The following is a 24,013-nucleotide window of genomic DNA, read 5'->3' on the forward strand; positions in this document are numbered from 1 at the left end:
GTTCAATTTACCTGGTCACAGCCTCAGCAACTGGCCGTTCAACCGCGCTGGCGATCTTGCCAGACGCGTGTAGTGTCCAGTCCTGACGAGGTTGATTGGGGAGACCGGCGGCATGACTATAGACATGAAACACGGCCTGCTCTGGCGCCGTGGCGGAGAGCACCACCTGCACCTTTTGCGCCCCCTGCTCCGGCACGATCAACAGCTTCTTGAGCTCGATCTCGGCCAGGGTATGTGGACCTGCGCCAAAGGCTTCAAGTGCAGCAGCCAGGGCCATCTCAATGTAGAGCGAGACCGGAGCCGCTATCGCCCCCTGGATGCGGTGTCCGCTCAGGAAAGACAGGCTGCGTGGGTCCAGGACACTCTCCCAGACGTGTGTACCAGCTGGATAAACCAACTCGGTATGCGCACGGAGCAGGGGATGTCCCGCCAGGAACGCTTCTTGCGCAACAACTGGCTCAGATGCTGGTGCCTGCTGAGCCGGGCGACTGGCGGGAAGCTCCAGCCAGAAACGTTCACGCTCAAAGGGGTAGGTGGGCAGCGGAACGCGCTGGCGCGTATAGTCGCCTTCGAAACCGCTCCAATCGATAGCCGCGCCCTGCGTATAGAGCGCCGCAACACTCTGAGCCAGTACGCGCCAGTCATCTTGACCCTTGCGCAACGAGGTCAGCCACGTTGCCTCTGTCTCTGGAATGCAGCGCTTACCCATATTGCCAAGCACCGCATTCGGTCCCAATTCCAGGAAGAGCGTATAGCCCTGAGCCGCCAGGGTCTGCATTCCAGCGTTAAACTGCACGGCACCGCGCACATGCCGTCGCCAATAGCCAGCATCGAGCACCTCGCCAACTGGCAGGAGCTCGCCCGTCAGGTTACTCACCAGCGGGATACGTAGCGGACTGGCATGGACCTCGCCCGCGACACGCTCAAAGGCGTCAAGCATTGGCTCCATCACTGGCGAGTGGAAGGCATGCGAGACCGTCATAGGATGCGTCTTCAAGCCATCCTGCTCCAGGCGAGAGACGATGGCTGCAAGCGCCTCGCCCCGACCAGAGAGTACCGTATTGGAGGGGCCATTGATGGCCGCGATAGAGACCTGCTCGCGATACGGCTCTAGATAAGCATCAAGCCGTTCGGGAGCGGCAAAGACGACCACCATCTGGCCGCGCTCGGGCAGCTCCTGCATCAGGCGACCACGTGTGGCAATCAGCTTCAGGCCATCCTCCAGGCTCAAGGCCCCCGCGACACAGGCGGCGACATACTCACCCGCGCTATGCCCCATGACGGCATCGGGTACGATTCCCCAGGAGCGCCACAGCTCGGCGAGCGCGTATTCCAGGGCGAAGATCGCAGGCTGCGTAAAGGCGGTCTCATCCAGCGGTGAGGAGGCCCCCTCGTTGGGATAGAGCACGGAGAGCAACGGCTGCGAGAGATATTTCTGTAAGATCTGGTCACAGCGCTCCAGAGCTGCACGGAAGGTAGGCTGCGTCTCATAGAGGGAAAGCGCCATACCCACATACTGTGATCCCTGGCCCGTAAAGAGGAAGGCAATTCGTGGGTGACCGCCCTGCGCCACGCGACCAGTCACGCCATCCGTGACGGTCTGACCCGCGGCGAAGGCTGAAAGCTGCGTACGCAACTGCTCTTGAGAGGTTGCCACCAGGGCCAGGCGCTGCGCAAAATGCATACGCCCCGTCGCAGCGGTATAACAGATATCCGCCAGCGAAGCGACAGGCTCCTCTTTCAAGAAGGTAGCATAGCGTCCAGCCAGCTCCTTCAAAGCTCGCTCATTGCGTGCGGAGAGGGGCAAGACATGCGCGCCACGCTCAACGGCATTGGTCGCGGGCTCCTGAGCGGGAGCACCCTCCAGCACCACATGCACATTGGTGCCACCAAAGCCAAAGGCGCTTACACCAGCCAGGCGTCGCTGCGCCTCCGGCCAGGGTGTACGCTGCGTGGGAATAGCAAACGTCGTGCCCTTAAACGAGATATGCTCGTTCAGTTTCTGGAAGTGCAGATGCGGCGGGATCTCGCCATGATGCAGGCTCAGCACAGTCTTGATCAGGCCAGCGATGCCTGCCGCGGCCTCCAAATGTCCAATGTTGGTCTTGACCGATCCAATAATACACGGCTGGTCCGCGGCCCGCTGCTCCATCAACACATTCTTGAGTGAATCGACCTCAATGGGATCACCCAGCGGCGTACTTGATCCATGCGTTTCGATATAATTAATCTGGCCAGGAGTGACGCCCGCGTTGCGCAGCGCCTGGTGAATAACGGCCTCCTGCGAGGGGCCATTGGGCGCGGTCAGGCCATTGCTACGCCCATCCTGGTTGACTGCCGAGCCGCGAATCAAGGCCAGAATGTTGTCACCATCGCGCTGAGCCACCGAGAGTGGCTTGAGCACAACGACGCCACAGCCCTCGCCACGGACATAGCCATCCGCCGCGTTATCAAAGGTACGACAGCGCCCATACTCGGACATCATATGCGCCTGCGAGAATGTAATGGTCAGTTCAGGCGTGAGAATCAGGTTTACGCCCGCCGCCAGGGCCACCTCGGACTCGCCAGTACGCAGGCTCTGGCAGGCCAGGTGCACCGCCACCAGCGACGAGGAGCATGCCGTATCGATGGCCATACTGGGTCCACGCAGGTCCAGCAGGTACGAGAGGCGGTTGGCCACGATGCTATGCGCATTACCGGTCCCGGTATAGGCATCCAGCAGGGTAGGATCGCTAAATTGCAGGCGTGCATAGTCGTTACTGCTCACGCCCACGAAGACGCCCGTCTGGGTGTTTGCCAGGCGCTCGGCGGGAATTCCGGCGTTTTCCAGGGCCTCCCAGGCCACTTCAAGTAGGATACGCTGCTGGGGATCCATGGCGGTCGCCTCGCGTGGCGAGATACCAAAGAAATAGGGATCAAACTTGTCGACCTCTTTGAGGAAACCACCCCAGCGCGTGTTCATCTTGCCAGGAACGGCACGCTCCGCCACGTAGTACTCGTCGACGTTCCAGCGCGAGGCTGGCACCTCGGAGATCCCATCGACACCCTCGCGCAAGAACTGCCAGAAACCGGCAGGCCCTTCCGCACCGGGGAAGCGACAGCCAATACCCACAATCGCGATGGGTTCCTGCGCACGCTCACGCGCCTCAGCAGGCTGGACCTCTTCACGTGTCTGAGGCTTCTCATCTCCTGCCAGGTGCCGGGCTAGGGCCGCGATATTGGGATAATCATAGGCCACGGTCGGCGAAAGTTCACGTCCTAACCAATCCTCCAGGTCCGCCGAGAGGGTCACGGCATGCACGGAATCCATGCCGTACTGCGCGAAGGGTGTCTGGGCATCGACCACCTCGGGACGAAGGTTAAGCAGTGAAGCCACCTGAGTACGCAGCCAGGCCTCGATCTCCACAGCACGTTTTGTGGGAGCCGAGAGAGGTTCGGTCTCGCGTATCTCAGGAAGTTCAGGGGAGAGCTCGCTCGCCTGGGGAGCCTCTGATGGCAGTTCCAGCTTCCAGCGCGCCACAATATCGAGATCGTTCGCGAGCAAACTCTCGCGCGTAGTTCGTCGCTGCACCTTCCCACTGGAGGTCTTGGGCAGAGTACCAGTTTTGAGCAGCACAATCTCATAGACCTGAAGATCATGGCCTTCGGCAATAGCCTGGTGCAGCGTGGTAAAGATCTCTGCGGGATCTTTTTTGAGATACTGGCGCTCAATCTCAGTCACGATCACCAGGCGCTCCTCGCCCGCTGCCTCCAATGAGAAGGCCGCGCTGCCATTGGTGCGCATGGCCGGGTGCGCGTGTTCAACCGTCTTCTCAATATCCTGGGGATAATGGTTACTACCACGAATAATGATCAGATCCTTCAAGCGGCCAGTAATGAAGAGCTCGTCCTCATGCCTAAAGGCCAGGTCACCGGTACGCAGGAAAGGGCCCTCGCCATTGGCGAGATGCGCCTGAAAGACCTGCTCCGTCTCCTCTGGACGCTGCCAGTAGCCTTGAGCCACGCTAGGACCAGAGATCCAGATCTCGCCGACGCGCTCAGGCGGTAGCTCAGTGAAGGTTTCAGGGTCTACAATCAGGAGGCGCTGCATAGGCAGGCTATTGCCGATACTGACCAGGGTGCGGCTATGTTTCTCCTCAGGTGCCACTTTCTGAGCCTGGTTCTGCTCCAGGGCCTCGCCCGAGAAGGAGCGCACCAGCGGGTAAACTCCCTTGTGTCCAGCCGAAGCCACCAGCGTCGCCTCAGCCAGCCCATAGCAGGGATAGAAATAATTGCGTCGGAAACCAGTGGAGGCAAAGGCCTCGGCGAAGCGCTCCATTGATTCTGAGCGTACCGGTTCCGCACCATTGGCGACGATCTCCCAGTGACTGAGATCAAGCGTGGCCTTCTGCTCGTCAGAAATTTTGCTGACACAGAGGTCATAGGCGAAGTTAGGGGCACCACTGATCGTGGCCTTATACTGAGACACAGCCCGCAGCCAGCGAATGGGGCGCTGTAAGAAGGCGGCTGGCGACATGATTGTCGACGCATAGCCCGCGTAGAGCGGCTGCAAGATGCCACCAATCAGACCAAGATCATGGTAGAGGGGCAGCCAGATGACGCCATGCGCATCGTCGGGATGCTGACAATACTGCTCAACCAGCACAGAGTTCTGGAGCAGATTATCATGCGTAACCATCACGCCTTTAGGCAGGCCAGTCGAACCAGAGGTATACTGGAAGAAGGCCAGCGTCTCGCCATTTACCGAAGGCTTTGACCACTGTTGAGCCAGATCGGTTGATAGGGTGTCAGTTGAGACCACAGGAATATGTTGCAACTCTGGTGACTGATCTAGCAGGCCCTGGACGCGGGCGGAGAGGGCGGTAGTGGTCAAAATGACAGCGGGTTGTACATTCTGGGCAATGGCCCGGAACTTGGAAAGGGTACGGTCGGAGCGAGTGGCGGACGGAGGATAGACTGGAACAGCGATAATTCCACTATAGAGGCAACCAAAGAATGCGGCGATAAACTCCAGTCCAGAGGGATAGATCAATAAGGCACGCGCTCCACTCGCGGCATGGGATTGGAGGAGTGAACCAATTGTTCGGGCGTAGAGATCAAGATCGGCGTGGGTAAAATGCCCCTTCTCGTTCTCCCCATCGGCAAGGAATGAGTAGACCCGCTGCTCAGGCTGATGCTCGACTCTCCATTGAAGCAAATCAACCCAGTTGGCAATATCCAGCGTTGAAATTGAAATACGTTTACTCAAGGTTTAATGCTTCCTGGCAAGAAGACAACTCCTGCCTTCTTGCTACTATACTAGGAATATAAGCAATAAGAACACGTTTCACGCTTCGTCTGAGTTAGGGGTACAAAGCTCTTGAGCGAAAAGATCAGGAACAGGCAGGCCCCCTTTCTTGCTTGCGCCAGACAAGCCTGGCAACCAATCATGTTGTTCGCCTTCGGTGTATAGTGCATATTTTTCACTACTCGTGTAAAGCGTATGCAGCCAACTCTAGAAGGCAAAAATAGTTAAACGCTATATATAATATATATAGCCAAAAATGGCAGTACTAGCAACAATGTTATAATCGTATCATGGACAGGTCAACAGTGCCAATACACAAGAAACAGGTATTTGCACCGTGATTCTTGAAGCGTAATAGTGCTTTGTTGTTCTTCAGTGTACCACATCCTACCACCAAAAAAGCGCTGTTTCGTTCCTCTATTTTGGGTATAAGAAAAACCTCTGCCATCGCGTCGCGTTTTTATAGAGAGGAAAAGGGAGGAGCCAGTGTTTGCGCGCAAACACTGGCTCCTCCCTTTTCCTCTCTATAAGCTCTATTAAAGGTGTAGAGAACGGCTTAAACGCGGACGCTCACCGGGCTGGGGTTCGAGCGTTTTAAATTCGTCGATTACACGCAGCACTTCAGATACCGCGCGCTCAAGCTGCGGATCTTCCTGCCGGGCAAAGTCTTGAGGCGCGATATCCACCTCGATATCGGGATCGGTGCCATAGTTCTCGACATTCCAGCCCACATCCTTGAACCAGAAGGAGAACTCGGCCTGGGTCGTCACGGTATTGTCGACCAGGCGATGACGAGGATGAATACCAATCACGCCTCCCCAGGTACGTTTGCCTAGCAAGGGGCCAAGCCCCATCAACTTAAAGCTGTGGCTGAAGATGTCGCCATCGGAGCCAGCATGCTCGTTTGTCAGGGCCACCATGGGACCGCGAGGGGAGGTCTGGGGATAGGGATCTGGCTGTCCCCAGCGCTGGAAGTCATAGCCAATGCGGCGACGCGCCAACTTCTCTAAGAGCAGGCCAGAGACGTTGCCGCCGCCATTCCAGCGTACATCCACCAGCAAGCCTAGCGCGTCATACTCCGCCAGGAAGCTACGGTGGAACTCGGAGAAGCCATGTGTACTCATATCGGGGATATGGATATAGCCAACCTTGCCACCTGACAGTTCATGGACACGGCGGCGGTTCTCCTCCACCCATTCGCGATAGCGCGCGGGATACTCGCTACGCAAGGTCTTCACGGTAACGGTACGGATCTCCTGCGTCTCCGCATCCTCTATGGTCAACTGCACCTCGTGCCGGGCCTGGTTCACGAGCAGTTCCTGCGGCGTGCGCTCGGAACTCACGCGCTGACCATTGATCGCCAGGACAGCATCGCCAACTGCGACCTCCAGCCCCGGCAGGGTCAGTGGCGAGGTCTCATGGCTATTGGCGGTATCACCCTTGACGATGCGCGTAATGAGATAACGCTGCTTCTCCGCGTCATACGACCAGTCAACGCCCAGGAAGCCCTGGTGATAGTGAGGCGCTTTGCGGTACTCGCCCCCCATTTCATAGGAATGAGAGGTGCCAAGCTCGCCTTGCAGCTCCCAGAAGAGATCCGAGAGCTCTGAGCGAGAACTGACACGCTCGACCAGGGGCGCGTACTGCTCATACACAGCCTGCCAGTCGATACCAGACATATCCTCGTTCCAGAACTGCTCACGCTGCAAACGCCAGGCCTCGGCGAACATCTGGCGCCACTCAGCGGCAGGCAGAACAGAGACCTTGATGCGGTTCAGGTCCAACCAGCCTGTCTCGCGATTAGTGCCGCCATTCTCCGTCTTAGGCTTCTCGCCTGCTTTCAGCACGCGCATGCGATGGTGCGAGCGGTAGATCAACGTTTTCGCGTCACGCGAGAGATCGAAGCCGCCCACGCCTTCTAGAATTTTCTCTGTCTTGTAGTTCTCGAAGTCGTAACTCTCAATAACCCCCTTGGGATGGGCATGGTCCGGCTCATCGGGAACGGTGTTCTCCATTGGCCAGGAAGAGAAGAGGGCCTTGCCTTTGATGCCACGAATGGCGGTATAGCGCCCCTCACCCACGGGGAAGGGTAGCACGCGCTCACTAATCCCTTCCAGGTCAATGGTGATTGGTTTCTTCTCCTCGCCCTCTTTGGCCTTCTCGCCATTGCTTTTCTCGTTCAGCGTGCCATTCTCCTGCGCCTTGCCGTCAAGCGTCGAGCCATTCTCCTCGGACTTGGCGTTCGCGGATGACTCTTTCTCGCCAGGAGCCTTGGGCTCGGGAATGAAGGGTGAGCGCTGGTCACGTTTAAGCATGATCGCGTAGGGCTTAGAGCCACGGGGGAAACTATACTCAAACTGGTGGCTATCGTGCTGGGGCGTAAAGTGGCGAGCACCGATAAAGTAGAGGAACTTCCCCTCGGGATCAAAGGCGGGGGAGACATCCTCCAGAATGGGATCGGTTACCTGGTGTGTAGCGCCGCTCTCCAGCTCACAGAGCTTGATGGCAGTTTTCTGGCCCGAGATGGCGAAGCCGTACGCCAGCCATTTGCCATCCGGTGACCAGGAGATGCCCGCGATACGCGCATACTCATTGCGATCAAGCACACGCAAGCTACCAATCTCCAGATCGACCACGAGCAGTTCCTGGCGATGATTGGTGATTGCCACCACGTCATCAGTTGGGGAGACAGCCAGGTTCACCACGCGACCGAACTCAGCCTCAGCCAATACGCGTGGCTCGCTTGCATCTTCGGGATTGAAGATCACCAGGCGCTCCTCGCCCGTGGCGTCGCTGATCGCAATCAGGCGCTGGCCATCATTCAGCCACTCCAGGAAGCGATAACGCACACCATCTGACTCACCATGCTGGAGGACCGATCCCTCCCAGTTTCCCATCGTAAAGGCCTTCCCACGCGTCGTAAAGGCAGCGGCATAGCCCTGAGGATGCAGGGCATAGGTGTCCAGGTAATGGCTGGCCGTAGCGAACTTGCGATTGCGCTGCGTACGCATACTCGGCATCTGCACGCTCACCTGGCGCGTCTCCTCCGTCTGGGGATCAAACAGGTAGAGATCAGCCCCTGCGTGATAGACCAGGCGCTGGCCATCGCTTGCCAGGCTGCGCGCATAGAAATCATGATGTGTGGTGTGCCTTTGCAAATCCTCACCAGCAGGCGTACAGGAATAGATGTTGCCAACGCCCTCATGGTCCGACAGGAAGTAGATACGCTCACCAACCCAGCAGGGATCAGCAAGGTTACCATCGAGAGCGAGCAGGCGTTGAAAGGTACCATTGCCCTCCACATCGCACCAGAGATGCCCAACCGTGCCGCCACGGTAGCGCTTCCAGTACGCTGGTTCGCGGATATTGCGCCCCAGGACGACACCACCTTGTGAGCCATAAGAAATAGCATTCGCCATACCATACGAGAGCGCACGTGGCAGGCCACCCTCAGGCGAAATCGCAAAGATTGTCTGGAAGCGAGGCGTAAACTGCCCGGCGTTACTAGCATAGAGGATCTCGTGACCATCGGGCGACCAGCCAAGCACGCGGCAGGTGGCTCCCTGGAACGTCAGGCGACGCGCAGGCTCGCCCGTCGCGGACATTACATAGACCTCGCTGGGACCCTCCTCGCGGCCCACAAATGCGAGAAACTTGCCATCGGGGGAGAAACGCGGATGGCTGACCTCACCGACACCGGCTGTCCAGCGTTCGGCCCGCCCACCTTCGTCACGCACAACCCATAAATCATCTTCAGTCACAAACACAATCTGGTCTTGAAAAATGTGGGGATAGCGAATATATCCTTGAACTGGCATACGGCCTCCTTCCAACTTATGCACACCTACCCAACTTATGCACACTTATCAATATTGAGCATGCCGCAGAAGCACCGGGAGAAAAGTTGCGGCCAGAGAGAGCGGTGCGCAGGTAGAACCGTGCACATTGTATCACAGCCATATCCTCTGTTCCAACGTGCACCAGGCTGCTCTCCTGGTGCAACATATTCCCTCCTGAGGAGGGAAGCCCAGGTGGATAGATAGAAGATTTGAACTCTCAATAATATTTCTCTATAATGCAACTAGTCATCAACAGAAAGGACTCTCTCTCCATGCTTACACGACCTGAGTCTCGTAGCTATCTTATTGCCAGCCTTGGCGCGCTCATCGCCGCCTTCACATTTCTCTTCCTGCCCTTTGGCACCATTAGCTATCAAATGGCGGGCAGCCAGCGGGGTATTACCATTACGGCTGGAGACTTTACCAGCAATGGCGCCTGGTTCACCCTCCCCCTGGGCGTGGTCTGGCTCAGCGTGCTCCTCCTGCTCGCCATCATTGGTATCGCGCTCTACACGCTGACACAGAATACAAAGTCCAATACATCTGAAGAGATCTATCATTCACGCTGGGCGGGCGAGATCATTACGACGCTTGGCATCGCCAGCCTGGTCCTCTACCTCTGGTCCTATTTCCTGGTCACACTCCGCATCCAGGGGGTCTACCCGGCGCAAATGCAGGCAGGTGTAAGCCTGGGGATTGGCTCTCTGCTCACCATCTTCTTTATGCTTGTCACGATTGCTGGCGGAGTGCTCACGCTCACCAACAAGCGCAAAGCCCGCAAACAGAGTACAGGCCAGCTCACCATAAAAAATAACGCCCAGGCCAAGTTGTAGTGTCCATGCTGGCATGGACTTTTCCCGCTGGAGGATACCTTCAGTGAGGTAGACAAGTCCATGCCAGCATGGGACCCTACTTAAGGCGTTGAGCCAGGACCTGAATGACTTCGTAGAGCAACTGGGGCAGGGCACCAAAGGAGTAGGACATCAAGACGGCCTCGTCGCGCTGGTGCGCACCACGCCCATGCACACCCCAGTTGAAGACAGGAAGCTGTAGCTGCTGCATCAAGCGTAGCGGCAGACTATAGGCGCCAGGGCGCGGCACCTCCTCGTCCTCGCGCCAGATCGGCATATTGGCGGTTAAGGCCCTGATATCCATCTGCTCATCGAGCTGAAGGTAACTGATATCGGAGAGGAGAGGGAAGAACTCGCGCCGCGCCAGGTGCTGCTCAGGATGCGCATGCACCACCTCGTCGATGGCCTCGGATAAGAGGCCAACGCTCTCAGGAACATGGGGATAGTAAGGCGGCGCGTAATAGATGACGACCGCGGGACCACGAAGGTTGCTCAGCGACCAGAGCCGCTGCACGAGATGTAGCGAGCGCTCGCGCTTATCCAGAGTCGGCGGCAACTGCTGCCAGGTCTCGTCGAGCGCCTGGCGTACGCGCTTCTCGCCCAGGCGGCGCACCGTCTCCGCGTACAGCTCCGCATAACTCACAATGATGCCGCGCCGAGGCTCAATATGCCCGGACTGGCCCGTAGCACTCCGCCAACGACGCTCTGTCTCATCTACGCGCTGCAAGAGCCGTTCTAGCGCCGTCTGAGCGACCTGGCGCAGGCGTTGTAGTAACTCCTCAGGGCCACTGGTCAGCGTCAGAACGTTGAGGTAGAAATAGGCCGCGAAGGGGAGCTGGACATCATAGTGCTGCTTGAGATCGGTGGCGTGAAGTGTTACCGGAGGAACCGTGCGCTGTCCCTTGCCCGTGTCACATAGTTCGTCATTCATGCTTAGATCACGGATCAGTTCGGCCATCAGCAGATTGGCATCCAGTCCGGCGAAGGGCGCGCCGACATGTGACTCGCGCCCAATACAGAGAAAGCTTGGCAGGAGCTTACCAACCGTACCACCATAGACATAGCGATGTGGATCACCGGGATAGAGCGCGGAGGCATAATCGGTATTGAGCACGCCTAGTGCAAAAAAACTTGACATGTTCAGCTTTTCCTTGTTATACTCTTCTTGCTGCTCCAGGCTGGATGTGGGAAACGACTGTTGAGCTACCGGGCTACTTCTTCGATCCGTCTGAGGATCCTGCAATAGGTAACGCAATTGCTGCTCCTCGCGCCAGCGCACCAGGAAACGCACCGCCTGCAAGACGCCCGCAGACTCGTTCTCTTCGTCGGGAGTCGCTAGCATCAGCACCGAAAATGGGAGCGGACTCTCGTGACTGTTTGCGACCAGGTGGCGCATCAAGGCGATATTGACGGCGACGCCACTCTTCATATCGCCAACGCCTCGCCCAAAGAGCCAGTCGCTCCGCTCACCCTCCAGGGCAACATCAGGAGGGAGCAATTCATCTATATGCCACGCCAGTTCCGTGGGCTGCAAGGCCAACGGCTCCAGGTCGCCATAATCGGCGGTATCCACAGTGTCAAAATGGCCCAGCAAGATCAGCGTCTCCGGCCCCTGCCCACGCAGGAAGGCATAGACATTCTTGCGCCCATAAGGGTCATCCTGGATTAGATCAAAGCCACTCGCCGTATAGAGCGACTCCAGGCCATCTTTATGCAACAAGGCCAGGATCTCACTGGCAACAACGTTCTCCTCTTCGCTAGGACTGACACCACGAATCGCCACCAGCCGCTCGGTATATGCCTTCACGTCCGCAAACCAATCAAGCCGCTGCATGCCTTACCTCCAATTGGGAGCATTCCCAGATACTTTTAGAGAAGATAATAGCATAACATCCAGAGAATTTGCGACGCCATCACGGGAAAACATGCGTACTACATCGCAACAAGAGGCGCATTTCGAGTCCCACCTATAGAGAGCGTCGAGTAAGAGAACGGAAGAAAACAGCACAGCGCGCATCAGTTCTCCGGTATAACTAGAGTGCAAATGATGCATCGTCCCCCCGGTTTCGTAGCGCGTCCGTGTAATGAACCACTCAAGTACTGACAACTGCTCATATCCTTGTCCGTTTTCAGTATCTTCATATCCGAACACCCTGAGCGCGAAGCGCTAGACACGCGAGTGACGTTGGGTTTCGGAATAAGATCTCAGGGGCGCGTGGTCTCGCCAGCAAGTGGCGGGCCTGGCAAGCCTACACGCCCCTTACAACACGAACGCCAGCAGAAAGGATACCCATTATGTCGCACTATGATGATTAATCAGATCAGCATAGACCACCCACCCTCATACTCTTACCAATCAGCAAAGCGAATGACGGACGACTTCCTATCGTCCGTCATTCGCTTTGCTGATTCTCTACAAATTATGACTTCTTACCACTACGTGGCTCGCAGGGTTTATAGGATGTGGCGGGGCAATGCCACATCCTATAAACCTGTAAAGAGGGCGTCGTGCCAGTCCCAGCAGCGTACAACGCAGGGGCTGGAGCCAGGACAAACGGCCAGGGCACCAGCATACTCCTGGCCTGGATCGAGCGCGAAGAGGCTCCAGTCGGCTGGCGTACGCTTATCATCTGTGCATGCGAGAAGAGCCGCTGGCTCGCCAGGCTTGAGCGAGACGGTGAAGGAGTCCAGGGGCAGCGAGAGGCCCAGGCCACGCGCCTTGATATACGCCTCCTTGCGCGTCCAGCAGTTATAAAAAGCCTGAACGCGCTGCTCGGCAGGTAGAGCCAGCAGCGTGGCACACTCTTCAGGAGCGAAAAAGTGCCGGGCCAGACTCTCCAGGTCACTCTGCGCGCGCATGTACTCCACGTCAACCCCCAGGAGCTGAAGTGGACTAAACGCCAGGAGGATCATGGCGCCTGAGTGAGTAACGTTAAAGGCCAGTCGCGCGCCTGATACCTCTGGCTTGCCATAGGCATTATAGCGGAAGTTCAGGCTCGCTGGTTTCAGTTCCGCCCCATCCTCACCTACGCCATACCAGGCAAGAAGCAAGCGCAAGATACCCCGAGCCGTGACAGAGCATTGTCGATCACGTTCAAAGTGGAAGCGCCGGGCGCGTTCGCGCTCCTCTTCGTTGAGCACCTGCCAGAGATCCGCATAGCGCGCAGGCGCCAGAGGCAGATGCACGCGCCAGATATGTACCTCATTCTGGGTGATAGGTGGCAGAGAGGCCGGTCGTCTCCAGGTAAGAGTATTCATATTTTGTACTATCTTCTCATAAAAAAATACACGTCTTCAAAGAAAGTGGGAGATGTCCTCTATTTGTCCCCTGTATGCCCCGTATGCACGGTGTTCAATGCGTTCGCTCCATTCTATCATTTACATGGGAAAACAAAACGCACATTGGGCACGCTCCTGAGGGTCAGAGAATCACGGCTCACCTGGCATTCCTGTCCATCAAAGATCCACATAAGCACATCGCGCAGTTCTGATCATAGAGGAGCACCGATATAAGGAGAAGAGCATGTGTACCTTAAGCAATCCCGAGACGTCCGTGGGCATAGGTCTAGACACGATTGAACGCATCCTGGAAGACTACAATAGCTACATCCTGACCCTGGCACGCCAGGCGGTAATTCGCTCAGCCACGCGAGCCGAGGTCCTGGATATGGAGATCGACGAGATCGCACAGATGACACGTGTCAAGCTATGGCAAACGCTCCAGAAGACCAGGGTGGATAATCTCAAGGCATATATCAGGCGCATCGCCCACAACGAGGCCATCAACCGCATCCGCCAGCAACATAAGGAGGTCATCCCCCTGCCCGTTGATGAGCAGAATGAAGTCAGCCAGGAGTACACACCCCTGAGCCAGAGCGAGAGTATACTGGACCCGGTCACGATCTTTGAGCAGAAAGAGGCCATCGCAGAATGCACGCGCAAACTTATCACCCTGGTCATTCAGCTGCCGCACCGCCAGCAACAGGCAATGATCTGCTCGCTCAAAGAGCGTCACGACGACCCGGCGTCGCTCGCACTCAGCTTTAAGCTGGCTGGAAAAGATATCGTCAGCTACAACTGGCCCGGCGACAAGGTCGATGAGAACAGGCTGCGCGCCTCGCTCTCCTTCACGCGTAGACGCCTGCGTCGCTACTTCGTGGTCGCGTGATCGCTCATGCGACGCGACCACGCTTGAGGCTACGACCGCTCATCGAACTGGGGTTTGCGCTTCTCCAGGAAGGCGCGCATGCCCTCCTGCGCGTCAGGAATTTGCGAGGCGGCCGCCATCACCTCCATGGCATACGAGTAGGCCAGCGGTTGCGGCATCTCCATCTGGGCGTAGTATGCCTGTTTCCCCAGCGCTTTTGAGAAGAAACTTCCACGCGTCGCCGCTCCCAGCAAGCGCAGCGACTCCTCTTCTAACTGTTCAGGCTGCACTACACGATTGACCAGGCCCCAATCAGCGGCGGTCTGCGCATCGATGGGATCGCCGGTCAGCAGCATCTCCATGGCCCTCTTGCGCCCGATGTTGCGACTGAGCGCGACCATAGGTGTCGTGCAGAACCAGCCACCCTTACCACCCGGCGTGGCGAACGCGGCCTCCGTCGAGGCCACCGCCAGATCACAAGTAGCTACCAGTTGGCAGCCAGCCGCGGTCGCGATAGCATGCACACGCGCCAGCACAGGCTGAGGAATCTCCTGAAGCGTATTCATCATCGTCGTACAGGTCCGCAACAGTTTGCGCATAAACTCCAGGTCGCCATTAGCCATATCGGCGAAGTCATGGCCCGCGCTAAAGGCGGGGCCGTTCGCGGCCAGAATGATGCCACGCGCCGGACTTTCCCCCACTTCCCGCAGAGCCGTGGTCAGTTCCTGCATACATTTGAGGGAGAGGGCATTGCGCCGCTTTGGATTGTTGAGGGTAATGGTCGCGAACTGTTCTTCGTACGCGACCTCAATGAGTTCATAGCTCATTTTAGCGCCTCCTCTTGAGAGTACTCCTCAGCACCTACGGTGCTTCGCAGAAGTTTGATGTGTGGTGTGATGCGGCAGGATGCCTCTGGCATCCTGCCGCATCACACCACACATCAAATTCCAAGGTATTTCTTTGTGTGAAAGAAAGGGACACCACCTGTTTCCCATATTATGCCATATGGGAAACAGGTGGTGTTGTACTTTATCTCAGCTATATGACTAGCCAGCACGTTTTTCGGCATAGTATGAGTAGTTGCCGGGATAGGCCCGCACCTGCCCATCCAGTCCGATCTCCAGAATCTTAGTGGCGATGTTATCAAGGAAGTAGCGGTCGTGCGAGACCATCAGAACCGTGCCTTCAAAGTCGAGCAGCGCCTCCTCCAGGACCTCGGTTGAGGCAATATCCAGGTTATTGGTCGGCTCATCAAGAAGCAGAAAGTTGGCTTCCTGTAACATCAGGCGCGCGATCTGCAAGCGGCTCTTCTGCCCCCCGCTCAGGTTACCAATAGGTGTTCGCACCTCCTCCACAGAGAGAAGGAAGCGGCTCAAGAAGGCGATGGCCTGGCCCTCGGTGAGCTTTTTCAGGCGGCGCACAAAGTCCAGGGGCGTGCTCTCAAAGGGTAGTGTCTCCTGCTCCTGCGAGTAGTAGCCGGTGACGACGCTGGCGCCGATTTTCACCGTTCCCGTTGTCGCAGGTAGCAGGTCCATCATCGTCTTGAGCAGCGTTGTCTTGCCCGCGCCATTGTGGCCCACGATGCCGATGCGCTCGCCATAGAGAACAGTAAAGTCAAAAGGCTTGACGAGCAGGCGCCCGCCGATCTCCTTGCTAAGCTGCTTGACCTCCAGCACGCGCTTGCCACTCCGCTCACCATTGAGATCGACCTTGATCCGGTCGCGCTCAAAGATAGGTTTATCAACCGCCTCTTGCTTCAGCTTCTCGACGCGTTTGGCCATATACTCGGCCCGGCCAGCGAACTTGGGATTCATCTTCGCCCACTCTTTGAGTCGGTGCATGCTGTGCTTGAGACGGCGAATCTCCTTCTGCTCCACGGTATACTGCTCTTGCAAGCGCTGGAGCTGCCGCTCGCGCTCGGCGACATAGGCACTGTAGTTACCTGCAAAGACCGAGATCTCGCCATCCTCTAGCTCATAGATCTTGTTCACCGAGCGATCAAGCAGATGACGATCATGTGAGATGATCAGTACAGTACCAGGATAGTCGCGAATATACTGCTCCAGCCAGGCCTTGGCGTGCAGATCGAGATGATTATCTGGCTCGTCGAGCAAGAGCAGATCTGGCATCTGCAAGAGGATACGCGCCAGGTTGATAAGCTTCTTCTCGCCCCCACTGAAGGATTTCACCGGCAGTTTATGCTCGGAGAGAGGAAAGCCCAGGCCACAGAGGACTCCTTCGACGCGATGCTCAATGGTATAGCCGCCCAACGCATCGTAGCGCTCCTGCGTGACGCTATAGTCGGAGAGAATACGCTCCATCCGCTCAGGATCATCCATGATCTCCACGCTGGACATCTGCGCCTCCAGGCGTTTCATCTTCGTGGATAAAGTCTGTAACTCAGGGCTGCTGGTCGCGACTACGTCAAAGACGCTCTGCTCTAGCTGAGCCTCGTCGATCTCCTGCTGGAGATAACCGATGGTCAAATTGCGCTTACGAGAGATTGTGCCGGACGTTGGATCTTCACGGCCACAGAGCAGCTTAAAGAGGGTTGACTTGCCACTGCCATTCTCACCGACAAGGCCGATACGCTCTCTCTCTACAATTTCAAGATCGATATCGCGAAAGACGGGATTGCCACCGTAGTCTTTGCGCACCCGGGAAAAATTGACTAGCAACATAGGTAGGTGTCTCCTTCTGAACAGAAAAAACAGGGCAGAAAAAATGCCGTGATGGGTAAAAACAGAGGGTAACCTGGCAGGCAGAAAACTACCTATGCAGAGAAGGGAGCGCACACAGTGAGCTTATGAAGAGAAAAACAAAGGGGAGGAAAAGCAGCACACAAGGGAATACTAAGGCTATGCTTAGCCGCGCACAATGGCAACGGGCATACCCTTTTATCCGCGCTACGATTCCGCCGCATAAGCAGAAGCGCCAGGCTTATGCGGCAATATCATGCGATTGATATTTACCTGGAGGAGATGAGACCTGGGTGTAGTCCACCAGGTCCGACATTGGATAACTCATACATATATCGTAACATACACGCCAGTGCATGGTCAAGCTATTATTCCTTCGCGCCTGCGGCGCTCAGGTGTAAGGTGTGTCTGGTGGGGTGCTGGCGGGGCCAGCACCCCACCAGACACACCTTACACCGAGGCGAGCTTGCGAGCCGGAGCTGGCACCAGAGGAGGAATAGAAGGCCCTGTGAAGCATACTGGCACTTATTGACACGGCCTTTTAGCGCGTGCTAGACTGCACATAACCACGATGATTGCCGCCAGGAAAGTAAAGGTCTTATCATGCTTATTGAGCAGCCACAAGCTATTCGTACCGTATTCTTCGACGCGGGCTTCACACTCCTTCAGCCCACCCTCTCGACGCCCGAAATCTGTCACGCGGTTGGGCGTAGTCTCGATCTACATATTCATATCGATGATGTAAAAGGGCGTATGCAAGAGACTGAGGGTTACTTCCATCATCACCAACGCCTCAATCGCCATACCTGGGCCAGTGAGCAAGATATTCTCGATTTCTGGACCGGGTACTATATGAATTTGTTGCGCCCCTTCGTCGAAGAGCATGACGAGAAGCGGCTCTATCAGCTCGCGCATACCATCACACGCGAGTTTGACAAGCCCAGCAACTGGCAACTCTATAACGATGTTTTGCCTGTACTGGAGGCACTGCAAGCCCATAAATATACCCTGGGCATCATCTCGGACTGGGGATCAGCCCTTAACACCATTCTCCACACATTGCGGCTCTCGCAGTATTTTGATTGCGTCCTCATCTCCGCGACCACCAGGCACGCCAAGCCCTCACCTATGCTCTATGAAGAGGCCCTGGCACGCGCCAACTCCATTCCAGAGTTCTCGTTGCATATCGGCGACACCTATGTCCAGGATATCCTTGGTGCTCGCTCGGTTGGCATCACGCCGGTCCTGCTGGACCGCCACCAGAAGCTCCATTCGCACCAGGTTGATTGTCTCGTAGTCACTTCTCTCTTTGAACTGCTCGATCACTTGGAGGTTCCCCACTCATGATCAATTTCGCTACTAAACGCAGCAACCTGCTTCTCACCGGTCTTGCGCTGGGAGCCACCGCTATGGCGACCTCGCTGGTAGGCTATGTGAGGCGCGAGGTACAACGACGCGGATATCCATCCTGGGAAGAGTGCCAGTGTGACTTTAAAGACAAACAGGCCTTCTTCCAGGTCTTTCACAGCCGGCACCAGTGGCGCGGCGCCACGATTGTCACCCAGGAATGGGGCGCGCACCTGGTCAATCCCGCGCCATGGCTCCGCCGCCTGCTCCATCATGGCTCGCAGGCGCTTGCGGTCCTGAACATGGGTAACCACTATGTCGAGCGAGTCACGCTCAGTCCCCAGGAGGCGCACCAGTTTGTCTACGCCATACAGGGAAAAAGTATGGGAGAACAGGACGACGAGAGCCAGGAAATAATGGAGAAGCGCCAGCTTATCTGGCGACGCGAGGTCCTGCATGTTCCCAGCCACCCCTTGGATGCCTATGTTCACCGCCTCTATCCCCTGCCAGTGACGAAGAAGATAAGCGCGGGCTTACCAGTGCTCTGGGATCGCGCCAGCGATACACCCATCACGGTCGAGGGCACGCTACTTGATACCCCTCTGGGGACGCGCATCGACTATATTGGCTGGACCCCATCGCAGGTGGCGTATTGTACAGCACGTCTGGAAGCCACGCGAGAGTAGCGCCATAAAATTGCTCTCCACGCCTGGCTTCCAGCATACCGAGGAAAGGCTATTTGATCTCGCGCACGACCTCAACGCCGTTGAGCCGCATATGATAGAGGAAGAGCAGGTGCATAAAATCGCCATTATGCGGGAGAGCGCCAACCTGTTGCGCGGTCTCTACGGACATATCATAGGTCTGCACAGCATTCTCGGGAACAATCACACGTAGGGGGCGATTCTGGGCATTGGCGTGTAGCTTCAGGTGCAGGGCCATCTGGTGAATACAAAGATCGGTACAATCGCCAACAATCACGGCCACGCTCAGATCGGGATGCTCGCTTAGCCAGGCCCCCAATTCGGTGTTGTGGAAGGCATTGATCGAGTTTTTGTGGATGACTGTGTAGAGATCGGCGGCGGGAAGCTCCAGCAGCTCAGGAATGGTCTCGGCCTCGGTAGTGCCTACCTGGCAGTGTGGGGGAAAGTTCGCGAACTCTGGGGCATCCTCCAGGTGACAATCCTGGGCCAGCACAAAGTTGCGCACGCCAATGCCAAAGGCCCCCTTGATGGCAGCGGAGACCGCTGGAATAATATTTTTCACGCGTGGACTGGCCAGTGCCCCCTCGTGGCAGAAACCATTGATCATATCCACGCTAAAGAGGGTCACACGACCTTTTTGCGCCTCGGTCACAAAATCACCCCAGGCAAGCGAGGGCAGCTCGCGCTCCCAGTTGACAAGTTCCTGCAGGAAGGGAGTTGCCTGTTCAATAAAGTTCTCGGGAAGAGTTGATTGAGCCATGCTCGTCTATGCCTCCTAGTCACCTTTTCTCTTGCTGGTGTCGTGCTTGTGGGCAGCCTGCAGTTGCTCACAAGCACGACACCAGCAAGAGAACTTATAGTTCGTGCTCGGCTGCCGGATTGAAGCGGTACAGGCGGGCAGGCCGGTGCGTACCCTCCATCTTTTTCGCGCCCGTGTCCTCCAGGATACCAGTCGAGAGGATTTTCTTACGAAAGTTCCGCTTGTCCAGCTTCTTATGCAGAATGATCTCGTAGACACGTTGCAGTTCACGCAGCGTAAACTGCTCTGACAAGAGGTTAAAGGCAATCGTGGTGTATTCGAGCTTACCACGCAGGCGGTTAAGCGTGTACTCCAGAATCTGCTGATGGTCGAAGGCCAGCGGCGGTAGGTCATACACCGGAAACCAGTCGACATCTACTGCATCACTCGCGGCCTTGACCTGGAGACGCTCCGAATCCAGTAGGGCAAAGTATACGACGGTGATGACCCGCGTACGTGGATCGCGCCCAGGCTCGCCAAAGGTATAGAGCTGCTCCAGGTAGACATTCTCCACCTGCGTCTCTTCTTGTAACTCACGCTTGGCCGCATCCTCCAACGATTCGTCGATATTGACGAAGCCACCAGGAATGGCCCACATGCCCTCGTACGGCCATGATCGCCGCTTGACAAGCAGTACTTGCAGGTCCTTCTGCCGCAGGCTCATCATGACAACGTCCACGGTGACCGATGGACGCTCATACTTGCTGGCATCATATTTATGCGCCTCGGTCTCGCTCGTCGCCACTACCTCCCGCCCCTGAGGCTCATCATGCCCGCTTTCTTGCAGCCCATTACTTGCTGTACTTTGCTCTTCCATCTGTCTCACTTCTTACGGTCTTCTGGTGTATAATACTGTTATACAAACTCGACACTCAATCTCCTGTTACACCCTCTACACCAATGAGCGCTCCCTTCGAGCAGGCAGAAAGTCAGCATATGGCCTATTAGTGTAGAATATACACTAATAGTACTGTAAATATGAGCACCTGTCAAGTAGGCATAGCTTTTGACCTACACGAGAGGATAAGGACCCCAATAGGTAGCGGCATTGTTCCTCACTCCTCGCTGTGCTATACTGCACATGCGCACCAAACAGATGTTCATATTTCGGGGGAAGCGAGGAGATCATGTCCGAAGTCGAGCTGCAACAAATCGGCTCTTATCCCATCACCACCACACTTCATACCGGGCCAACCAGCACCACCTACCTGAGTCAGCAGCGCAAAAAGACGCTCCTCATCAAGAAGTTCCATGCTCCTCTCAGCGACACACAGGCACAAGAAGCCTTTCTCGCACGCGCCAAACAGCTAAAAAAGCTGATCAACCGCAATATTATCAGAACCGTGGACGCAAGCCTGGATGGCGAGCACCCCTACCTGGTCATGAACTACCAGGCGGGGCAGAACATTCGCGAGCAGTTTGTACCAGGGAAACAATACGCTCCCGATGAAGTACGCCTGGCGATCTCGCGGAGCGCCTCAGCTCTGAACTACGCCCATACCCATCATGTCATTCACGGCAATCTGTATCCCGAGACCCTGCTGATGAGCGAGAATAGCGAGATTCTCCTGACCGATTTCGCGCTTCAGCTTCCTACGCCCGATGCTCCCTTTACACCTGAACCAGGGGCGCTCCTCTATATGGCCCCCGAACACTTGCGAGGTACGCCCGACGATGCCAGCGACCAGTACGCCCTGGCGGTTATGCTCTACGAATGGCTCTGCGGACGCCGTCCCTATGAGGCAACTGAACGTGATGAACTCCTACGCCAGCAGGAAGAAACCGCTTTCCCTATGCCCAGCACGCTAAATCCTAAGATTACACCCTATATCGAGCATGTCCTGGTGCGCGCGCTTGAGCGTAAGCCCCGGGAACGCTTTGGCCGTATTCAATCATTGGCTGATAACTATATCCGCGCCCTGATGCATCAACCGATCCAGGAGGCCACGCCCCTGGCCACCCCCAGATCCATTCCAACGACACCACTACCGACACCAGTCGCCCCGGAACCCACGCCTGAAGAGCCAGCCCGGACACCACTGCTGGCGAACCCACCAATGCTCCAACCAGTCAACAAGCAGAGCGAGGCACAAAAGCCAGCCCCCGCAACGTTACGCATCACGCGGCGCAAGCAGAGTGAGGCCGAGGCAACTGCGGAGGTGGCCAGGCCAGCCGCGATTCCCCACTCACTGCCGCTTACGACCATGGCCAGTACGCCTGAACCCAGGCAGCCTGACGAGGACGAAGGCGAGAGTTCGGAGACCGCCAGGCTCTATCGCCAGATTACGGCCGATCTCTGCCAGGGTGGCGTGCTTTCGCGACGCCTACCAGGCTATGAAGAGCGCCCGGCCCAGATCGAGATGGCGCGCACCGTGGCGCGCGCCCTCACACAGAACATTCCCGCGATCATCGAGGCTGGCACCGGTACGGGTAAGTCTCTGGCCTACCTGGTTCCCGTCGTACGCTCTGGCAAGGTTGCCATCATCAGCACAGCCAATAAGGCCCTCCAGGAACAGCTCTTCTACAAAGATATTCCCTTTGTCCAGAAGCACATTCAGCCCTTTGAAGCCGCCCTGGTCAAAGGCGTCAATAATTATCTCTGCATCGACCGCATGGAGACCGAGCGCGTCGGCATGCAGTTTTATACCAAAAACAAGGAGTTTCAGCGCCTGGTCGACATGGTCAATGATCCCGAGTCGACCTTTACTGGCGACTTCGAGACGCTGGACTTTCAGCTAGCAGGCGACGTACGGGGGCGTATAGCCACAGATAGCGACCAGTGCGCCTGGAGCAAGTGTACTTATTTCTCAGACTGCTATGTGCGCCAGATGCGCGAGCGCGCCGAGCGAGCACAGGTCATCGTCGTCAATCATACGCTCCTGCTGCTGGACGCAGCCATGGGCGGCTTCTTGCTGCCAGAACGCGATGTGATCATCCTGGACGAGGCCCACCATCTTGAAGAGGAGGCCACGCGCTCCTTTACGATTACCATCAGTCCGGGGCAGGTACAGACCCTGCTGGCCCAGCGTATGCTCAAAGATCATAGCCAGGTCAGCCTGCAAGATGATGCCTTCCGCGCCGCGCAGAATATGTGGATGCGCCTGGAACAGGTCGCCGATCCCGGCTATAAAGGGCGTATGAACTTAGAGCAACCGCTGGAAGAGGGCCTGCGCCTGGCCTCTGCCCTCTCAGACCTGGCGGACTCTCTGCGCAAACAGCGCCCCAAGGACCTGCCAGAGAAAGAGGGGCAGCTCTATGACAAGCTGCTCAAGCGGGTTCAAAACCTCTCCGAGAACGTGCGCACCGTCTTCTCGGTCGCGGAGACCGACAAATTTGTCTACTACGTTGACCGAGTAGAGGGGGGACGTGGAGGCGCACTCCTCCAGGCCTCGGCCTCGCCCCTGGACGTCACCAGTTGGCTCAAGGAGCGCCTCTTCAATAAGTGCAACGTTATCTGCACCTCGGCAACCCTGGCGACCGTCAATCCGACGGCCTCCAGTCCCGAGGAACGCGCGGCAAACTTCCACTATTTCCGTCGCCGCGTTGGCCTGGAGCCGGAGGAGCGTCCTGAGGTCCAGGAGAACATCCTGCCCCTGGCCTTTGACTACGAGAGCAATTCCTTGCTCTACCTGCCGCGCCACCTGCCCGCGCCCGCCTTTGGTGACGGAGTGGAAGACTATCAGCTTGCCATCGCGCGCGAGATGTATTCCCTGGTCAGGCTCTCGCAGGGGCGCGCCTTCCTGCTCTTCTCTAGCAAGCGCATGCTCGACTTCGCCTACAACATCATGGAAGAGCACCTGCTCAACCTCAATCTCCCCTGCCTCAAACAGGGCGAGATGACGCGCATGGAACTCACGCGGCGCTTCCGCGAGGAGAAAGGCTCGGTCCTCTTCGGCCTAAAAAGCTTCTGGGAGGGCGTGGATATCGCGGGCGACGCCCTCTCCCTTGTCGTCATCGACAAGCTCCCCTTTGATCCACCCGACGACCCGGTCCACGAGGCCCGCGTCGCTCAGATGAAAGCCCGGGGCGAGAACTGGTTTGGGACCTATGTCCTGCCACAGGCCGTCCTGCGCCTCAAGCAGGGCATTGGCCGCCTGCTACGCACGCGTAGCGACACGGGCGTCATGGCCATCCTGGATACGCGTCTGCATACCAAGGGCTATGGCAAACTCGTGCTCAACGCGCTGCCACCCGCACAGCGCTCATCCAACCTGCGCGACGTCCAGAGCTTCTTTAAAGAGAAGGCGCCAGTGGGATAGAGTGCTCCTCCCTGGCGCCTTCTCCTTCTGACATGCAATAAAGCTTATCAATTGATAGATATGCATCACCATAAGCTCAAA

General features: G+C 56.9%; 13 protein-coding genes. 5 read left to right on the forward strand and 8 right to left on the reverse strand.

What is annotated here, in order from left to right:
* Positions 1-7 precede the first annotated feature (7 nt).
* Both KRAC_RS11855 and KRAC_RS11860 read right to left on the reverse strand, forming a co-directional pair.
* Positions 8-5,248 carry a type I polyketide synthase gene (locus KRAC_RS11855; protein ID WP_007907193.1) on the reverse strand — a complete coding sequence of 1,747 codons (5,241 nt, stop codon included), beginning with the start codon at positions 5,246-5,248 and terminating at the stop codon, positions 8-10.
* A 575-nt stretch (positions 5,249-5,823) separates the two neighbouring features.
* Entirely contained in the window at positions 5,824-9,105 is a 3,282-nt protein-coding gene (locus KRAC_RS11860; RefSeq protein ID WP_007907195.1) for a S41 family peptidase, read from the reverse strand.
* Between the two features lie 293 nt (positions 9,106-9,398).
* On the opposite strand from KRAC_RS11860, the gene KRAC_RS11865 reads away from it, so the two are divergent.
* Positions 9,399-9,959 (forward strand): hypothetical protein, encoded by a 561-nt coding sequence (locus tag KRAC_RS11865; RefSeq protein WP_007907199.1) that lies wholly within the window; start codon positions 9,399-9,401, stop codon positions 9,957-9,959.
* A 76-nt stretch (positions 9,960-10,035) separates the two neighbouring features.
* Here the strand turns inward: KRAC_RS11865 and KRAC_RS11870 are convergent, their stop codons facing one another.
* Entirely contained in the window at positions 10,036-11,811 is a 1,776-nt protein-coding gene (locus KRAC_RS11870) for a M20/M25/M40 family metallo-hydrolase (protein ID WP_007907201.1), read from the reverse strand.
* Positions 11,812-12,461: 650 nt separating this feature from the next.
* Positions 12,462-13,235 carry a 4'-phosphopantetheinyl transferase family protein gene (locus KRAC_RS11875; RefSeq protein WP_007907202.1) on the reverse strand — a complete coding sequence of 258 codons (774 nt, stop codon included), beginning with the start codon at positions 13,233-13,235 and terminating at the stop codon, positions 12,462-12,464.
* Between the two features lie 265 nt (positions 13,236-13,500).
* On the opposite strand from KRAC_RS11875, the gene KRAC_RS11880 reads away from it, so the two are divergent.
* The gene (locus KRAC_RS11880) at positions 13,501-14,145 is read left to right on the forward strand and encodes a sigma-70 family RNA polymerase sigma factor (RefSeq protein ID WP_007907203.1); all 645 of its coding nucleotides are present in this window, start codon (positions 13,501-13,503) and stop codon (positions 14,143-14,145) included.
* A gap of 29 nt (positions 14,146-14,174) precedes the next feature.
* On the opposite strand, the gene KRAC_RS11885 is transcribed toward KRAC_RS11880, so the two are convergent.
* Both KRAC_RS11885 and abc-f read right to left on the reverse strand, forming a co-directional pair.
* Positions 14,175-14,951, reverse strand: a complete 777-nt coding sequence (locus KRAC_RS11885) for an enoyl-CoA hydratase-related protein (protein WP_007907206.1) — start codon at positions 14,949-14,951, stop codon at positions 14,175-14,177.
* Positions 14,952-15,170: 219 nt separating this feature from the next.
* Complete coding sequence (gene abc-f, locus KRAC_RS11890) at positions 15,171-16,805, reverse strand: ribosomal protection-like ABC-F family protein (protein WP_007907208.1); 1,635 nt, start codon at positions 16,803-16,805, stop codon at positions 15,171-15,173.
* Positions 16,806-17,426: 621 nt separating this feature from the next.
* On the opposite strand from abc-f, the gene KRAC_RS61340 reads away from it, so the two are divergent.
* Positions 17,427-18,170: an HAD family hydrolase gene (locus tag KRAC_RS61340; protein ID WP_007907210.1), complete on the forward strand. Its 744-nt coding sequence runs from the start codon at positions 17,427-17,429 to the stop codon at positions 18,168-18,170.
* Complete coding sequence (locus KRAC_RS11900) at positions 18,167-18,856, forward strand: hypothetical protein (protein WP_007907212.1); 690 nt, start codon at positions 18,167-18,169, stop codon at positions 18,854-18,856. Before KRAC_RS61340 ends, KRAC_RS11900 begins: the two co-directional genes overlap by 4 nt.
* Positions 18,857-18,905: 49 nt before the next feature.
* On the opposite strand, the gene KRAC_RS11905 is transcribed toward KRAC_RS11900, so the two are convergent.
* Together KRAC_RS11905 and KRAC_RS11910 are read right to left on the reverse strand one after the other, a co-directional pair.
* On the reverse strand, positions 18,906-19,634 hold the full coding sequence (locus tag KRAC_RS11905) for a cysteine hydrolase family protein (RefSeq protein WP_007907214.1): 729 nt from the start codon (positions 19,632-19,634) through the stop codon (positions 18,906-18,908).
* Between the two features lie 94 nt (positions 19,635-19,728).
* Positions 19,729-20,490 (reverse strand): NUDIX hydrolase, encoded by a 762-nt coding sequence (locus KRAC_RS11910; RefSeq protein ID WP_007907216.1) that lies wholly within the window; start codon positions 20,488-20,490, stop codon positions 19,729-19,731.
* Positions 20,491-20,800: 310 nt separating this feature from the next.
* Here KRAC_RS11910 and KRAC_RS11915 point away from each other — a divergent pair, with 310 nt between their 5' ends.
* A complete protein-coding gene (locus KRAC_RS11915; RefSeq protein ID WP_007907217.1) occupies positions 20,801-23,932 on the forward strand; it encodes a helicase C-terminal domain-containing protein in 3,132 nt (1,043 codons plus the stop codon).
* Positions 23,933-24,013 lie beyond the last annotated feature (81 nt).

It is taken from the genome of Ktedonobacter racemifer DSM 44963, assembly GCF_000178855.1.
GTDB classification, from domain to species: Bacteria; Chloroflexota; Ktedonobacteria; order Ktedonobacterales; family Ktedonobacteraceae; genus Ktedonobacter; species Ktedonobacter racemifer.

Coding starts and splice junctions, on each gene's coding strand:
- KRAC_RS11860 (WP_007907195.1), bottom strand. CDS start 9,105: ATGCCAGTTCAAGGATATATTCGCTATCCCCACATTTTTCAAGACCAG.
- KRAC_RS11865 (WP_007907199.1), top strand. CDS start 9,399: ATGCTTACACGACCTGAGTCTCGTAGCTATCTTATTGCCAGCCTTGGC.
- KRAC_RS11870 (WP_007907201.1), bottom strand. CDS start 11,811: ATGCAGCGGCTTGATTGGTTTGCGGACGTGAAGGCATATACCGAGCGG.
- KRAC_RS11875 (WP_007907202.1), bottom strand. CDS start 13,235: ATGAATACTCTTACCTGGAGACGACCGGCCTCTCTGCCACCTATCACC.
- KRAC_RS11880 (WP_007907203.1), top strand. CDS start 13,501: ATGTGTACCTTAAGCAATCCCGAGACGTCCGTGGGCATAGGTCTAGAC.
- KRAC_RS11885 (WP_007907206.1), bottom strand. CDS start 14,951: ATGAGCTATGAACTCATTGAGGTCGCGTACGAAGAACAGTTCGCGACC.
- abc-f (WP_007907208.1), bottom strand. CDS start 16,805: ATGTTGCTAGTCAATTTTTCCCGGGTGCGCAAAGACTACGGTGGCAAT.
- KRAC_RS61340 (WP_007907210.1), top strand. CDS start 17,427: ATGCTTATTGAGCAGCCACAAGCTATTCGTACCGTATTCTTCGACGCG.
- KRAC_RS11900 (WP_007907212.1), top strand. CDS start 18,167: ATGATCAATTTCGCTACTAAACGCAGCAACCTGCTTCTCACCGGTCTT.
- KRAC_RS11905 (WP_007907214.1), bottom strand. CDS start 19,634: ATGGCTCAATCAACTCTTCCCGAGAACTTTATTGAACAGGCAACTCCC.
- KRAC_RS11910 (WP_007907216.1), bottom strand. CDS start 20,490: ATGGAAGAGCAAAGTACAGCAAGTAATGGGCTGCAAGAAAGCGGGCAT.
- KRAC_RS11915 (WP_007907217.1), top strand. CDS start 20,801: ATGTCCGAAGTCGAGCTGCAACAAATCGGCTCTTATCCCATCACCACC.